General features: G+C 64.7%; 15 protein-coding genes. 4 read left to right on the top strand and 11 right to left on the bottom strand.

All coding sequences use genetic code 11. The features are described from left to right. The first annotated feature begins 50 nt into the window (after positions 1-50). Positions 51-1,631, top strand: a complete 1,581-nt coding sequence (locus ACX5I4_RS19380) for an NCS1 family nucleobase:cation symporter-1 (protein WP_461838096.1) — start codon at positions 51-53, stop codon at positions 1,629-1,631. A 4-nt stretch (positions 1,632-1,635) separates the two neighbouring features. Here ACX5I4_RS19380 and pabB read toward each other — a convergent pair whose 3' ends face one another. From pabB to uriH, 7 genes are all read right to left on the bottom strand, one after another. After that, on the bottom strand, positions 1,636-3,663 hold the full coding sequence (pabB, locus tag ACX5I4_RS19375) for an aminodeoxychorismate synthase component I (protein WP_461838095.1): 2,028 nt from the start codon (positions 3,661-3,663) through the stop codon (positions 1,636-1,638). Continuing rightward, entirely contained in the window at positions 3,660-4,235 is a 576-nt protein-coding gene (locus ACX5I4_RS19370) for a low molecular weight protein-tyrosine-phosphatase (protein WP_461838094.1), read from the bottom strand. Before ACX5I4_RS19370 ends, pabB begins: the two co-directional genes overlap by 4 nt. A gap of 102 nt (positions 4,236-4,337) precedes the next feature. Then, positions 4,338-5,930: an ABC transporter permease gene (locus ACX5I4_RS19365; protein WP_461838093.1), complete on the bottom strand. Its 1,593-nt coding sequence runs from the start codon at positions 5,928-5,930 to the stop codon at positions 4,338-4,340. Then, positions 5,927-6,889 carry an ABC transporter ATP-binding protein gene (locus ACX5I4_RS19360; RefSeq protein ID WP_461838092.1) on the bottom strand — a complete coding sequence of 321 codons (963 nt, stop codon included), beginning with the start codon at positions 6,887-6,889 and terminating at the stop codon, positions 5,927-5,929. The genes ACX5I4_RS19365 and ACX5I4_RS19360 overlap by 4 nt, the downstream gene beginning before the upstream one ends. 115 nt (positions 6,890-7,004) lie before the next feature. After that, positions 7,005-7,949: a ribokinase gene (locus tag ACX5I4_RS19355; protein ID WP_461838091.1), complete on the bottom strand. Its 945-nt coding sequence runs from the start codon at positions 7,947-7,949 to the stop codon at positions 7,005-7,007. Next, complete coding sequence (gene uriT, locus ACX5I4_RS19350) at positions 7,946-9,373, bottom strand: uridine transporter UriT (RefSeq protein ID WP_461838090.1); 1,428 nt, start codon at positions 9,371-9,373, stop codon at positions 7,946-7,948. Before uriT ends, ACX5I4_RS19355 begins: the two co-directional genes overlap by 4 nt. Beyond that, positions 9,374-10,375 (bottom strand): uridine-preferring nucleoside hydrolase UriH, encoded by a 1,002-nt coding sequence (gene uriH, locus ACX5I4_RS19345; protein WP_461838089.1) that lies wholly within the window; start codon positions 10,373-10,375, stop codon positions 9,374-9,376. It abuts the gene before it with no gap. Between the two features lie 164 nt (positions 10,376-10,539). Between uriH and ACX5I4_RS19340 the strand changes: the two genes are divergently transcribed. Genes ACX5I4_RS19340 through ACX5I4_RS19330 form a run of 3 tightly spaced genes read left to right on the top strand, consistent with a single transcriptional unit; the run spans position 10,540 to position 13,795 of the window. After that, positions 10,540-11,577, top strand: coding sequence for a LacI family DNA-binding transcriptional regulator (locus ACX5I4_RS19340; protein WP_461838088.1), 1,038 nt, complete (start codon positions 10,540-10,542; stop codon positions 11,575-11,577). 22 nt (positions 11,578-11,599) lie between these two features. Then, on the top strand, positions 11,600-12,121 hold the full coding sequence (locus ACX5I4_RS19335) for an integrase catalytic domain-containing protein (RefSeq protein ID WP_461838087.1): 522 nt from the start codon (positions 11,600-11,602) through the stop codon (positions 12,119-12,121). 12 nt (positions 12,122-12,133) lie between these two features. Then, positions 12,134-13,795: an HNH endonuclease gene (locus tag ACX5I4_RS19330; RefSeq protein ID WP_461838086.1), complete on the top strand. Its 1,662-nt coding sequence runs from the start codon at positions 12,134-12,136 to the stop codon at positions 13,793-13,795. Positions 13,796-13,812: 17 nt separating this feature from the next. On the opposite strand, the gene ACX5I4_RS19325 is transcribed toward ACX5I4_RS19330, so the two are convergent. The 4 genes from ACX5I4_RS19325 to ACX5I4_RS19310 form a co-directional block, all read right to left on the bottom strand. Further along, positions 13,813-14,436 (bottom strand): LysE family transporter, encoded by a 624-nt coding sequence (locus ACX5I4_RS19325; RefSeq protein ID WP_461838085.1) that lies wholly within the window; start codon positions 14,434-14,436, stop codon positions 13,813-13,815. Positions 14,437-14,572: 136 nt separating this feature from the next. Beyond that, positions 14,573-14,971, bottom strand: a complete 399-nt coding sequence (locus ACX5I4_RS19320; protein WP_461838084.1) for a type II toxin-antitoxin system VapC family toxin — start codon at positions 14,969-14,971, stop codon at positions 14,573-14,575. Further along, positions 14,932-15,183, bottom strand: coding sequence for a type II toxin-antitoxin system Phd/YefM family antitoxin (locus ACX5I4_RS19315; RefSeq protein WP_461838083.1), 252 nt, complete (start codon positions 15,181-15,183; stop codon positions 14,932-14,934). The genes ACX5I4_RS19320 and ACX5I4_RS19315 overlap by 40 nt, the downstream gene beginning before the upstream one ends. Before the next feature lie 120 nt (positions 15,184-15,303). Further along, entirely contained in the window at positions 15,304-15,450 is a 147-nt protein-coding gene (locus ACX5I4_RS19310) for a hypothetical protein (protein ID WP_461838082.1), read from the bottom strand. Positions 15,451-15,475: the final 25 nt, after the last annotated feature.

Below are 15,475 nucleotides of genomic sequence, written 5' to 3'. Positions count from 1 at the left end.
GGCGATTCTGTAATTCCAAGCATGTTTTGGAAGCGTTCTTCGGAGGCATCATGGCGCGGAAAAACGAAACCCCGGCCGTACAGGCACCGCCTGAGCCGAGTGTTGAACACCCGGAGAAAGTTCGGATCCTGGCCGAAGGCCGCGTGGTCAGCGACCGGCTGTGGAACGAGGACCTCGCCCCGGCCCGGCAACGGAACTGGAGGGTCCGCAGCCTCTTCGCCCTGTGGATGTGCGACGTCCACAGCATCGCCGGTTACACCTTCGCCGCCGGCCTCTTCATCACCGGATTAGTGGGCTGGCAAGTCTTCCTTGCACTCGTCCTTGGCATCACCTTGGTCTACTTCCTCATGAACTTCGCGGGAACCGCCGGGCAGAAGACCGGCGTCCCGTATCCCGTTTTGGCGCGGATGTCCTTCGGGCTCTTCGGCGCCAACCTGGCCGCGCTGATCCGGGCACTCATTGCCATCGCGTGGTACGGCATCCAGACGTGGCTCGCCTCGGAAGCAGTGTTGGTGCTGTTGTTCTCGGTGTGGCCCCAGCTGACCTCCCTCGACGGCCCGGAGGTGCCACGCATCCTTGGCCTGACGCCGCTCGGTTGGGCGGCTTTCCTGGTCCTCTGGGCAGTTCAGCTGCTGGTCATCCGCCGCGGCATGGAGACGGTCCGGAAGTTCCAGGACTGGGCCGGTCCTGCCATTTGGGTGGCCATGTTCGCGCTCGCGATCTACATCCTGACCCAAGCCGGCGGCAAGTTCAGCCTGTCTATCCCCGGCGTCGCGCCCTTGGACGGTCCCGCGGCGCTGACACAGTTCTTCTCGGCCATCGCCCTGACGGTCACTTACTTCGCAGCACTGCTCCTGAACTTCTGCGATTTCTCCCGGTTCGCCCCGGATCGCAGGACCATCCTGCGGGGCAACTTCTGGGGCCTGCCCGTGAACTTCATCGCTTTCGCCCTGGTCACCGTGGTGGTCACAGCAGGCGCCGCGTCCTATTTCACCGCAGATCAGTACCGCGGCCAGGACATGTTCAAAGTCATCACTGATCCCGTGGCGATCGTCCAGGCCATCAAGAATCCGTGGATCACCATCATCGCCGCCGTCACGTTCGTGGTGGCCACGATCGGCATCAACGTCGTGGCGAACTTCGTCTCGGCCTCCTATGACCTTGCCAACGTGGCCCCGCACCGGATCGACTTCCGCCGCGGCGGCCTCATCAGTGCGGTCCTGGCAATCGTGATCCTGCCGTGGAACCTCTTCAGCAGCCCGGTGGTGATCGTGTACTTCCTGGGCGGCCTGGGCGCGCTTCTCGGCCCCCTGTTCGGGGTCATCTTCACGGACTTCTTCCGTATCCGGCACCAGCGCTGCAAAGTCTCGGACCTGTACCACGAGGACGAGAAAGGCCTCTACTTCTACACCAAGGGCTGGAACCTCAAGGCCATTGCCGCGCTGGTTCCGGCCGCCGTCGTCGCAGGCGTCTTGGCCCTGGTCCCGGCACTGCAGAGCTTCCTCCCGGGAGGCTCGGGCCTGGGCCCGTACTCATGGTTCGTGGGGGCCATCATTGCCAGCCTCATCTACTACGCGATCACCCGAAACGACCCCCGGACGGTCCGCGCCCGCACAGAGGAGCACGACTGACGTTTCACCCCGCGGGGAACTCCGCGCCCAACGCCGAGAGCACGCCGAATGCCTTGGTCCGGATTTCCTCGTATTCGTCCAGCGGCGTGGAGTCCGCTGTGATGGCGCCCCCGACGCCGAGACTGAGCATCCGTCCGCCGTCGCCGTCGGGACCCATCACCAAAGTCCGGATCACCACGGCGAGGTCCGTCGCTGCGTTGAGCGAGAAGTAGCCGATTGCACCCGAGTAGACCCCGCGCGGTCCGGACTCCAGTTCGTCCAGGATGTCCATGGTGCTGATCTTCGGGGCGCCCGTCATGGACCCCGCTGGGAATGCGGCTGCCACGGCCTCGGCCCGGGGGGCGCCCGGCCGCAATTGGGCGTCGATGGTGCTCACCATCTGGTGAACTGTTGCGTAGCTTTCCACCGCGCACAACCGGCTGACTGTCACCGATCCGGGCACGGCGAAATGACTCAAATCGTTGCGGAGCAGGTCCACGATCATGATGTTCTCGGCACGGTCCTTGAGGGAGGACTCAAGGCCACGCCGCAGCGACTCGTCGATGACCGGATCGTTGGCCCGGGCCCTGGTGCCCTTGATCGGCTCAGCCCGCATGCCGCCGTCGGAGGCGATCCGCAGGAAGCGCTCCGGCGAGGTGCTCGCAACCGTTAGATCGCCGAACCGCAAGTAGCTCGCGAACGGTGCAGGATTGCGCTCGCGCAGCGCGAGGTAGCTGTCCCACGGGTCCAGTCCCGGATCCTTGGCGCTCACAGTGGTGGTCAGGCAAACCTCGTAGGTGTTGCCCTCGGCGATTTGGTGCTGGGCGTCAGTGATTTTGCCCTTGTATTCGTCTTCGGTGTCGCGGCTGGAAAAGCTCGGAACCGGCGGTGTTCCCGGCGCGCGTAGGTCCTTCCGCGGAGAGCGCGCGACGGCGTGACGCACCCGGGCGAGCCACTCGCCGTCGTTGGGGTCAACGGTCAGTGCCCAGACGTGGCCGCTCTGGTGGTCGAGGACCACCGCGCGGCCGGCGAAGATCAATTGGGCGTCGGGGATGTGCGAGCGCTGGTTCGACCCGCCGGTCTCGCGCTTCAGTTCGTATCCCAGGTAGCCGAGCCAGCCGAGGGTGAAGCCGCACTCGTAACCCTCGGGGCCTTTAAGCGTCCGACGACCCCACACCGAGTTGAGCCAGCGGAAGAACAGCCCTTCGGCGGCCACGGATGCCTGGCCAGCGGTAATGGTGGTGACTCCATCGGAGTGCCGTGCCCACTGTCCGAAGGCCCCCGAATCGTCAGCCATGATGCTGAAGCGGCGGCGATCCGCGCCCGGAGCCGTGCTGTTGCCGGAAGCATTGGAGGAATCCAGCCACACAGCCCGCGCCGAATCCCCGTACAACTCGGAAAACAATGTGGCAGGATCCGCGAACACGTCCTCATGGCGCTCGTAGCTCAGACTCAAACCGCGGCGTGCCGAGAGTTCGGGAGCCAGTACGGGGGAGAGCGCCGGAAGGTAGTTCAGTGCCTGCAGGACGTCCTCCGGGGCATTGCCGTCCGCGCGGTTGAGGACCCTGATGTCAGGGTGTTCGAGGACGTCGTCGGTCTCCAGCCACTCGTCTTCCTGGGATGCCCAGCTGTCCCAGAACTGTTCGTAGGTGCTGCCGTCCCGGGCCAGTGCACGGTGCTTGCGTTCGTCGTCGGGAGCATCTACCCAAATCACGGCGTCCAGCATGGGCCGGGCGGCGCTCGCCGCTGCCCCGACGCCCTCCACAATGACGATTTCGGCAGGCAGGGTCACATGGCTGCGGCCGTCGTAGTGTTTCTCCCAGTCCCAGCTGACCCACTCGGCCGCGTCGCCGTTCCGCAGCGGAGCCAGGACGGTGGTTATGTACCGCTCGATGCCCGCGGCGAGGCCGTTCCAGCCCGGATAAATGTCCTCAAGATGGAACAGCGACACTTTGTGATGCATGCGGAGACGGGCGGCAAGCTCGACGGCCAGGGTGGTCTTTCCGGCGCCGGAGCGGCCATCGACGGCGATGATCACGGGTGCTGGGGTCATGAAATAGAGCGTACCTGCTGTGGGTCGAGGTGCTGTCCGTGCTGTCCAGCGCCGGGATGCCCAGCGGCGAGAGCCGCCCGCGCATGGGCGACAATTCCGGGGACGGCCGAGCGGATGAGGTTCCAGGTGACATCGAAATCGTGGTGGCCGCCGTACCAGGGATCCTCGATGCCAAGATCAAGGGTGCTCCGGCCAGCAGCGGCGGGGTCGAAACTGCGCAGCATCCGGATTTTGGCAAGGGTTTGCGAGTCCGGGGCGGCCTCGTGCAGCCAGCCATAGTGATCCACGTCGAGGGCCAGGATCAAGTCCCGCTCCCGGAACCATTCCTGCCGCCAACTCCTGGCAATGTGTTTCTCGGATCGGATGCGGTGGGCTGAAAGGACGCGGGCGGCGCGGGGATCAATAGGGTGTCCGGCCTCGTATGAGGTGGTTCCCGCGGAGTCCACCACAACCGCCCCGCCCAGCCCTCCGGCGTCGAACGCTTCGGTCAACATCAGCTCAGCCATAGGCGAGCGGCAAATGTTTCCCGTGCAGACGGTGATGATGCGGTATGGGCTCGACGCTGAGTACATGCAGCAAGCATGGGGGATGGCACCCCGTCTTGGCTAGTCAAAATTACGGAATTTGTAAAGTCGCTGGCGGAGGCGTAAAAGCAGGCGCTCCGGGGCCTCAACTTACGTGCACATCAGATCCCGACGGCGGTAGCCCACCAGTCCGGCGACGGCCAGAATGGCGGCGATCGCCAAGGTCCACCAAGCCGAAAGCCAGTCCGTTCCGGCTGAGAAAACGTGGGGAACCACGTGGAAAGGACTGGTATCCAGCAGCCACTCCGGCGCCTTCAATATCGGCCCGAGGAACGTGAGCAGCAGCCAGTAAACCAGGAGGAGCCAAGCCAGAGACCGCAGTTGTGGGGCGAGCCCAATGACGGCAAGGGCAACACCCACAGCGAGCCATATCGCGGGAAGCTCGGCAGCGCCCTGCAGGACCACCTTGCCCACATCGAGCGGAGAACCGGAAACGTTGGACGCAGTGGCCAAAGCAAGGGAGCAGACCACCATCCCTACTGCGGGAGCAAGGATGGCAAGCATCGCCGTCGGTATGACGTGGCGTAACCGGGACAGCGGTGCCGACAATACCCACTCGGCCCTGCGCTCTTCTTCTTCCGTGTAGAAACGCAGGGCGAGCTGGATGCCCATCACCGCGCTGATGATTCCCAGGATGAGCACCAGCACCTCGACGAACGCGTAGGTCAGTTGTTCTTCCGTGGTGACCCGGAAGGCGATCAATTGCCTGACGAAGGGGTTGCCGGCAAAGGCGCTGCTCAGGGTGCCCGTCACCATGCCGAACACCGTGCCTAAAATCAACAGGTTCACCCCCCACGTCGACAACGGCAGGCGGTTCAGCCGGGAGGTCAGGCCCCAGATTCCTGCGCGTCCCCGGGCCGGACCGGGCCTGGTGGGTATCAGTCCGAGACCGAAATCCCGACGCGAAGACAACCACCCGGCAAGGGCCACCAGTATTCCGCCGGCGCCTAGCGAGAGCAGAAACGGCCCGGCGTTGTTTTCCGACGCCGGACGGATGTGCTCCGCCCAGCCCAGCGGACTGGCCCAGAGCATCCAGCTGGAGTCTTGGAGGGTGTCACCTAGTCCCCGCGCAAGGTAGCTGATGCCGAGCACCGTACCTGCAAGGGTGTTGGCCGTGCGCGCCACGGAGCCTAATTGCGCGGTCACGGCTCCGACGCCTGCGAAGGCCACTCCGGTGCCTCCCATGACGCCCCCCAGCGCATAGGCCGACGTGGTCGGCGCGCCAGCCAGCGTCAACGCCGCCCCCACCAACAAGGCCACTGCGGCTGAGGCCAACCAGGCGAACAGGACGGCGGACGTCAGCCTAGCGTGCCTGCCCACGACTCCGGAGTCAAGAAGCTCGGCTTGTCCTGAGTCTTCAGCTGCCCGGGTATGACGGGTTACGGCGAGAACCGCCATGAGGGCGGCGAAAAACATGCCGAACATCTGGATCCGCCACGTGGTGAAGCCGATCGCGTTGCTGAGATCCGTCGCGGGGCCCAGGAGCAAAGAGAAAGCAGGGTTAGTGGAAAGGCTCGATTGGAGGGCCAAGGCGTCCAACGGCGTGGGGAAGAGGGACCCATACACCGCGTAGACAACTACTGGAATGGTCCCGAAGGCCAGAAACCAGGGCAGCAACTTCCAACGGTCCAAGCGGATCGCGTGCCGCAAGAGGGGCAGCGTCCCCGTTAACGCGTGGTTCACGGTGCGCGCCAGCGGCGGTGTCTGGCGAAGAACGAGGGGTTCAGCCGTTGGCCGTCCTCGTCCCCCGAAGGATCATGTTGTTCGCCATAGTGCTGGAGGAACAGGTCCTCAAGGCTCGGCGGTGTGACAGTCAGCGCGGACATACCGTGACGGGCAAGCACGCTCATCGCGTCCCCAAGGGTCTCTGCGTCCACGCTGAAATGCACGCGTCTGCCCTCGATCCTCAGGTCGGTGACTCCGGGTAGCGCGGTCAGCGCCCCGGCGCCGTCATCGAGCGTCGCCGAGACGTTGGTGCGGGTCCGGCTGCGCATCTCCTCGAGGCTGTTCGTTTCCACAACCTTGCCTTTGCGGATGATGCTGATGCGGTCGGCCAGGGCTTCCACCTCGGAGAGGATATGGCTGGAGAGCAGCACGGTACGGCCCAGGGCGCGTTCCCGGTGGATTTCCTCCCGGAAGGTAGCTTCCATAAGGGGATCCAAGCCGGCAGTGGGCTCATCCAGGATCAACAGCTCGGCGTTGGAGGACAAGGCCGCCACGATGGCCACTTTTTGCCGGTTGCCCTTCGAGTAGGTGTGCCCGCGCTTGGAAGGGTCCAGCTCAAGGGCCTCCAGGAGATCTTTGCGGCGCTTTTCATCCAAACCGCCCCGCAGTCTGCCGAGAAGATCGATCGCCTCGCCTCCGGTCAAGCTGGGCCATATGCTGACATCCCCTGGGACGTAGGCAATGCGCTTGTGCAGGGGGACGACATCCCGCCACGGGTCGGCGCCAAGAACCGTCACAGCGCCTGAGTCGGCCCTGAGGAGTCCAAGGAGAATACGGAGCGTTGTCGATTTTCCCGCGCCGTTCGGCCCCAGAAAGCCAAGGACTTCTCCTTCGCGGACCTCGAGATCCAGTCCGTCCAGGGCCCTGAACCGCCCGAACGATTTCACGAGCCCCGAAATGCTGACGGCGGCAGTCATGGAGTGAGCCTACTCCCGCGTTGTCAGCGCGGACAGGTGCAGCGGAGGTCGTCAGTTGCACCTGTCCGCGATCTCCCGCGGGCGTGTTGCCTGAGTCTTGCAGGCGTCTTGCAGGTCAGGAAATCCGCAAGTGCTCCAGGACTTCCTCGGCGCCGGGGTACGCGGCTTGGGTGCCCTTCTTGGTAGTGGCGAGCGCTGCGGCAACCGAAGCGAACGCTGCGGCTTCGGCCAAGGTTTCGCCCGCGGCGAGGCGGGCAGCGACGGCGCCCGTGAAGGCGTCCCCTGCGCCGGTCGTATCCACCGCATTGACCTTGGTGGGTGCGATCCGGGAGATCTGTTCCCCGGACGCGGCGAGGGAATCCAGCACCACTGAGCCGTGGGAGCCGAGGGTAACGAGGACCCGCTCCAGCCCCCGCTCGGCGAACTGGCTTCGAACCGGTTCCCAGGCACTTGCGTGGGCGCCCGGGTGGGGCATCTCGGCGTCGCCCAGGAACATCGAGGCTTCGTGGGCGTTCACGAGCAGGACATCGCTCAAGGCGGCCAGGCTTTGCGGGATCTCGGCGTACGGCGAGAGGTTCAGCAGGACTGTTGCGCCGGCGTCGTGCGCTGTTTTGGCGGCAGCCTCCACAGTCTCAAGGGCAACCTCCAGGCAGAGGCAGAGAACAGCGGCGTCGTCGAAGGCCTCCGCCGACACGTCCGCCGGGGCGAGCGTTCCGTTGGCACCGGCCGAAATGATGATGTTGTTCTCACCATTCGCGTCTACTGCGATCACCGCGACGCCGGTGGCCACGTCCGCGGAACGGCGCACGCGCGACACGTCCACGCCTGCGCCTTCCGTGGAGGCGAGGAGCATGGCGCCGTTGGAATCATTGCCGACGGCGCCGATCAGGCTCACCACGCCGCCCAGCTTGCTCGCCGCAACGGCCTGGTTGGCGCTCTTGCCGCCGGGATTCACCGCGAAACCGTTGCCGTGGACAGTTTCGCCTGGGAGCGGGAGCCGCTCGCAATAAATGGTCAGGTCAGCGTTCAAGGACCCGACGACGACGATCCTGCGGTTCACTTTTCAACCTCGGCTTCGAGGGGCTTGGGGATGAGCAGCGAGGCCGCGAAGGCGGCAACAGTGATGGCCAGCCCGACGACGACGACCGTCAAGTACGAGGCCTTGGCATCGCCGAGCGCCGAGGTCGCCACGAGGACCGCCGGCAACACCAGGAAGCTCAGGCCAGCGCCGAGGTTGAAGGCGCCGGCGTTCATGCCGGGCAGGAAGCCGGGGTTGCCGGCAGGGGAGAGGACAACTCCGAGTCCGTTGAGCATGATGTTGACCGTACCGGCGTACATGATGCCGAGCAAGGCCGTTCCCACGATCATGAGAGGCAGGCTGCTGAGGCCGAAGAACGCGATGATAGCCAAGGCCACGATGCTGCCCAGCATGCCGATGCGCAGGACTTTGGTGTAGCCGAGCACGGGCGCGAGCCGGCCACTGATGGGTCCGAATACCCAGCCGAGCAGGGCGTAGGGCGTGAGGATCATGAGCGACATCTCGGTGGGGCCAACCCCGAATCCCGGTGCCGCGGCTTGGACGTAGGCCGGGACGATGCCGTTGATGACTGCGAAGATGCCGGTCATGGCGAGGGTGGTGGTCAGCAGTGGCGCCCACGTGGAACGCTGGCGAAGGTGGATGGTTTCCACCATCGGCTCCTTGGAGCGCTTCTCCACCGTCCAGAAGGCGGCAAACGCGACGACGGCGACCACAATCAGCCCGACGGCCAGTATCAGCGTGCCGGAGGAGAAGGCTCCGACCAGCTTGGAGCCTTCGTTGAGGGCCGTCAGGAGCGCACCCACGGCGATCACGATGAAGAACACGCCCAGCCAGTCCATGGTGGTACCCGCGGCGGGCTTGCTTTCACCGGCAAGGATGGCGATCAGGGCCGTGGCCACGATTGCGAGGCCAACCATGAGCCAGAAGATGCTGCGGAATCCGAAGTGCTCGGCGAAGTAACCGCCCACGAAGGAGTCGACGCCGGCCACGCCGCCGTTGACTGCAGTGATGAGGCCCATCAGGGCTCCGTACTTGCGCGGGTTGTTGACCGCGGAGCGCAGCATGATGAGGCACAGCGGCACGGTGGGGCCGCTGACGCCCTGGATGATGCGGCCGACGAAAAGCCATGTCACGTCCGGGGCCATGGCCGCGATGACCGAGCCAACGGCCATCAGCAGCATCATGCCGAGGAGGATCTTCTTGCGGCCGACAATGTCGCTCAGGCGCGGCAGGAAGAGCGAGAACAGGGCTGCGGCGGTGAAGAACCAGGTCTGGGAGAGGCCGATGACCGCCTGGTCCGTGTGGAGCTCGTTGCCCATGGTGACTAGGGCGGGGCTGAGCATGGACGCGTTGAGCTGGAAGGCCACGCAGGCGGCCAGCAGGGCGACCATGAGGGCGGTGACGTCACCGCGGGTGGTCTTGGTTTCGGTGATCAGGGTGGTCATTTACTTGGCCTCTCCTGCGATGCTGCCGGCGGCGACGGCGGGTTCGCCAATGCGGACGATCGCGTCCGTGACGAGATCCCAGAATTTCCTGTGGTCGAGGTCGACGGCAACGGAGGTATTGCAGTCAGCCGGTGCGGGGGCTCGGAAATCGGCCACGGTCATGCCAAGGGTGAGCTTGCCCTGCAGTTCGATGTCGACGGGCACCTTGCGGGTGGTCATCACCGTGGGATCGATGACGTAGGCCACGGCGCAGGGGTCATGGACTGGCGGATAGTCGAAACCTTGGGCGTCTTTGTAGGTCTTGGTGAAGAACTCCATCAGTTCCATCACGAACTTGGCGGGCTTTGTACCCACTGCGGCGATCTTCTCGACCACCTCCGGAGTGGCGAGTGCCTGGTGCGTGAGGTCCAGGCCGACCATCACCACGGGCCACTTCTCGTTGAACACGATGTGGGCGGCCTCGGGGTCGATGATGATGTTGAATTCGGCCACGGCGCTCCAATTGCCCACGTGGTAACCGCCGCCCATGAGGACAACTTCCTTGACGCGTTCAACGATGCGCGGTTCCTTGCGGGCGGCCATGGCGATGTTGGTGAGTCCCGCAGTGGGGACGAGAGTGACGGTGCCCGGCTCGCGCGCCATGATCGTTTCGATGATGAGGTCGACGGCGTGGCGCGGGTCCAGTTCGATGGTGGACTCGGGCTGCTCGGGGCCGTCCATGCCGGTCTCGCCGTGGATGTCCGGCGCGGTTTCGATAGAGCGAACCAGCGGGCGGTCACAGCCGGCGGCAAAGGGAACACCCGTGATGCCGGCTATAGTGCCCACCGAAAGGGCGTTGCGGGTGACCTTTTCGAGGGTTTGGTTGCCAACCACCGTGGTGACGGCGAGCAGTTCGATGTCCGGGTTGCCGTGGGCCAGCAGTAGCGCCACGGCGTCGTCATGCCCCGGGTCGCAGTCCAGGATGATCTTCTTGCGTTCACGGGTCATGGTGTTGGGGTCCATGTTCATCTCCACGTCATTGGGGCCTGCATAAGGCAGGGCGCTAAAGCATTCAGGGGAATTCTGGCACTGGCTTGCGGGTTGCGTCAAGCGCTTAACGCGAATCACGTCAAGCGCTTGATGCCTTGCGGCGTGGGAACGGGCTGGTTCCCGGCTACGATCGATGTATGGAATCGGCGGAACGAGTGCAACAGGCCCTGGGCCGTACGCAGCGCGTGACCGCGGCGATGGTGGCCTCGCTGGCAGGGGTTTCCACGGCCACGGTGTCCCTGGTTGCCAATGGGAAAACCCAGGGCAGGGTGTCTGAAGAGAACATTTCGCGCGTCCGCCAAGCAATCGCCGAGCTTGGCTACGTGGTGGATGGGATCGGCAGTTCCTTGGCCAAGGGCGTGAGCTCGATTGTGATCCTTGTTGCGCCGGATATTTCCAACCCCTTTTTCGCCAAGGTCATCGCCGGGGTCCGGGAATCGCTTGGCTCCGATTACCAACTGCTGCTCTCAGTGACCGACGCCGGTGAGTTCCCCCGTGCGGACGACGTCCGGAAGCTCCTTGCCCTTCGCCCCGCTGGCCTGCTGGTAGATGCACCCAACGCGGCATTCCTGGAGGAGCTGTCCGTTGCCGGGCCGCTCGTCCTTCTCGATGCTCCGGGCCTTGAGGCCTACGCCCCGTCCGTGAACCTCGATGTTGCCCATGGCGCCCGTGAGCTGGCCGCACATCTTGCTGCCTCGGGGCACAAGCGCGTGGCCTACGTGGACAGCGTGACAGGAACGGCAACGTTCGAGGTACGCCGGGCTGCGTTCTTGGATGAAGCCCATTCCTGCGGTATTTCCGTTGCGGACGCGCACATCATCAGCACCACCATCGACGTCGGCGCTGCGGCGGCTGCCTTCGCCGCCGCCTGGCCGGATTGGCGGCGGGCCGGGGTCACCGCCGTCGTCTGCGGAACGGACACGCACGCTTACGGTGTGTTGCAAGAGGCCCGTGTGGCTGGTGTCCGGATTCCGGAGGAACTTGCCGTAGCCGGCTTCGACGATCTGCCGTATTCAGCCACGAGCAACCCGAGCCTGACCAGCGTGCATTTGCCGGCGACGGCACTTGGGCTCAAGGCCGGTGAACAACTCCGTGGGCTGATGGAAGGCCGAGCGCTGGAACTGCCGCACCTGACGCTGGAGAGTTCGTTGGTGGTGCGAGGCTCCACGGTCTAGGCGCCGGGCCAGGTAGGGGCGGATGCTGGATGAGCTTGTCGAGCTGACCGGCTGGACGGTGAACCGGTGCGTGCCGAACAAGGCACAGAAGCACGTCTTCGCGGCCCTGCGGCACGTCCTGGCGGTCTTCCCGTTTCCGGTGATAGGCATCGATTCAGACAACGGCAGTGAGTTCATCAACAACGAACTCTTCGAGTTCTGCCTCAAGCACCGCATCACCTTCACCTGGTCCCGTCCGAGCAACAAGAACGATGCGAAGATCAGGTCGGCCGGGCTCTCACGGCAGATACTGGCCCTCACCGGCCGGCTTGAGGCCATCGCCACCGGCAAACAACCGGCACCGATCAAACCTGTCGTGAACGAACGGTGGATCCACACCAGCCGGAGGTTTTCACATGAGGCAACGTATCAACGTTCCGAGGTATTGACGTGGGGCAACAGGGTTCATCGAGCGTCGACGATTCTTGCTGAAAAGTTCTGCCAATTTTCGGGATCTTTTGTCCGACGGGGGCTTCCGCGAGCTATAAATGTCGGGGGTCCCTGAAATGCTTTGGTTATGGACGGAAATCGGGAAATCCGGTCGACACGGCAGGGCAGGCCATCCGGCGTTGCGGTTCCGGAGGCTGCCCCCGATGTAGCTGTCCCGTCCGTCCTGGTGCGGGATTTGATCGACGCGGTGAACTCGCTTCGCCCAGGCGTCGCCGGCGGCACGGCACCGGCAGGCAGCGCGGTGTCGGCTGACAGCGCCGAGTCGCCCGGCAGCGCGGAATTGCCCCGCAGCACCCAGTTAATCGACCAGTTGCGTGCCCTTGAGGACTTGAAGTCGGCGATCGCCGCCGCCCAGGCCCGGATCGCCGTCGCGTTCGACGCCGTCCAGCGCAGCGCCGAAGCGGCTGCGGGTGTTCCGGCCGAGGAGCAGGGACGCGGCGTGGCGGCCCAGGTAGCCTTGGCCCGGCGGGAGTCCCCCGCCCGCGGATCCCGGCTCCACGGACTCGCGACAGCCCTCGTCACCGAAATGCCGTACACCCTCGCCGCCCTTGAATCAGGACAGCTGAACGAATGGCGGGCGACCCTGCTGGTGAAGGAAACCGCCTGCCTGTCCGCCGAGGACCGCTGCGCCGTGGATGAAGAGCTCGCCGCCGACACCGGGGTCTTCGACGGAGCCGGGGACAAGACCATCATCGCGGCGGCCCGGACCGCGGCTTACCGGCGGGACCCGCGCTCGGTCACGCAGCGCGCTGCCCGTGCCGCCGAGGAACGGCACGTGTCCCTGCGGCCGGCACCGGACACCATGACCTACCTGACCGCCCTGCTTCCCGTCGCCCAGGGCGTGGCCGTGCACGCGGCCCTGTCCCGGCACGCCGACACCCTCCGCTGCGGCGGGGATGCCCGGGCCCGGGGGCAGATCATGGCCGACACCCTCGTCGAACGGACCACCGGCACCTCTGGAGGGCTTTGCGGGGTGGAGGTCCAGCTTGTCATGACCGACCGGACCCTGTTCCAGGGCGATGCCGAGCCGGCACGCCTGCCTGGATACGGGATCGTGCCCGCGGCCTGGGCACGGAACCTCCTGGGCGGAAACCCTGACAGCACCGAATCCGCGCCGGGCCAGACAGGACACGGCCAAGCAGGACAGCGCCGAGCCGGTCTCGGCCAAGCCGACCCCGACCAGCCCGGGGACCGGGACTTCAAGGTCTGGCTGCGGCGTCTGTACACCGCCCCCGGAACCGGCGAACTCGTCGCCGTGGATTCGCGGGCCCGGCTGTTCCCGGCGGGGTTGCGGCGTTTCATCCAGGCCAGGGACGATACCTGCCGGACCCCGTACTGCGACGCACCGATCAGGCATTTCGACCATGTCGTCCGGTGGCACGACGGCGGACCCACCAGCCTGGCCAACGGGGCGGGCCTGTGCGAAGCCTGCAACCACAACAAAGAACTCCCCGGCTGGACAGCGCGAACGGGGACAGCACAAACCGGCCCCGGCAGGCGGCACATGTTCGACATCCGAACCCCCACCGGCCACCGCTATCGATCAACAGCCCCGCCTCTGCCAGGGGCGCATCCGAAAACCACCGACGAACCCGGCATTGACTTGCCAGGCGCCCACCTGGCCGGGGCGTCCCAATCCGGGCGCCACCGACGCCGGCTCCGAGCACAAGCCAAAGCCCTCAAATACGGCCGCGCCATCCAACTCCGCACTAGGCTGCACGCCGCCTAGGTCTTAGGCAGCGCGCTCTAGTGGATGACGGCGAGCAGCACGCCCACCGACATGAACAGCACGCCGAAAGTGCGGTTCAGGACGTTTTGTCCATGCTCATTGTGGGTGAACCGTTGGAATGAACGGGCGGCCAAAGCGAAGAAGAACCACATAACGCAGATGTCGATGAAAACGATCGTGGTGCTGAGGATCAGATACTGCGGAATCAGTGGCTGCTCGGGGCGGATGAATTGCGGCATAAAAGCCAGGAAGAAAACGATCGCCTTGGGATTGAGCAGGTTGACCCAAACGCCCCGCTGGAACATGGACCACGCTGGCTCGTTCCGCCGAGCCTCCACTTTTTCCTTGTCCAGGTCCGGCCGGTGCAGGAACTGCCGGATGCCCATGTACACCAGATATGCCGCCCCCGTGTAGCGGATCACGTTGAAGACCACAGGCGAGCTCGAGACCAGAACACCTACCCCGAGCGCCACGATCAGGATGTGGATAATCAGTGCCGCCTGTTGACCCAATACGCCCCAGATGGAGCGGCGGAATCCCGAGTTGAGCGAATTGCTCATGGTGGAGATGGCGCCCGCGCCGGGGGTGAAACTGATCAGGGTGCCGGCGCCCACCAGGGCCAGCCAAAGCGAAATTTGCACCAAACAAGCTTATGCCCGCAGGACGCGCCGCCCGGACGCGCGGGGCGGTCAGGACGCCGCGCCCGGACGCGCGGGGCGGTCAGGATACCCGGATGCGCGCATACCGACTCGGAGACGCAAATGCCGTGACGTGCCGCTACCAGAGCGACTCGACCAACGGGAAGCTATGGAATTCCTGATCGGCGGTGATAACCACCATGGATTCCACGATGGCTTGCGCCGCGATCAGCCTGTCGAAGGGGTCCCGATGCTCCCAATCGAGGTGTCCGGCCGCGAGTGCATGCACGCTCTTGATGGACAGTTCCTCGTTGCACAACTCGGCGACGTGACGCCCATAGCCTAGAAGGAGTCCGTCCAAGCCCGGGAGCTTTCCCAGCTTGTGCTTGTAGCCGAGCTCGTAGGCACTGGCTGATGACGCAACGAGGGGGTTGTCGAAGGATTGAATGACACGCCTCGCCTTGGACGAGAGCTTTCGGGGATCAGTGAGGGCCCAGATCAGGGCGTGGGTGTCGAGGAGGTAAGGGGTGCTTCCCACAGTGCAAGTTCCTCCTCTTCCATGGGCTCAAGAAAGTTGTCCGGGAGTTGTCCTTTGACGAATCCAAGGCGGCGCTTCGTGGGACGTTCGATCATCACCAGCCGGGCAACCGGCTTGCCGGCTTTGGCGATAACTACATCTTCGCCCCGTTCGACCATGTGGAGCAGTTCAGAAAGGCGCGTTTTTGCTTCCTGGACGTTGTACTGTGCCATGTTGACCAAGTCTAGTTGGTCAACCTCTGCGGCGTAAGGCTTAATGGTGCGATCGGTGCCCGCGACCCCCGGGCGGCGACGTTCACTCACAATTGCCAAACCTCGAATGCACCCAGTGACTCATCGTGTCCGGGAGATCGTCCCCCGATGGATATTATGCATGTCGGCGTCGAGGCCGATCACCACGGGTCTTGGATAGAGCTTTTCTTCTTGGTCGATGAGCGGACGGGCGAGAATCTGGAGGTCAAAGCCTGCTTGAATGATCATGTTTCGAGGCTATTCGCGGCCGCAG

Source organism: Arthrobacter sp. MMS24-S77 (assembly GCF_054888235.1).
This window is presented reverse-complemented; position numbering and strand designations above follow the sequence as displayed.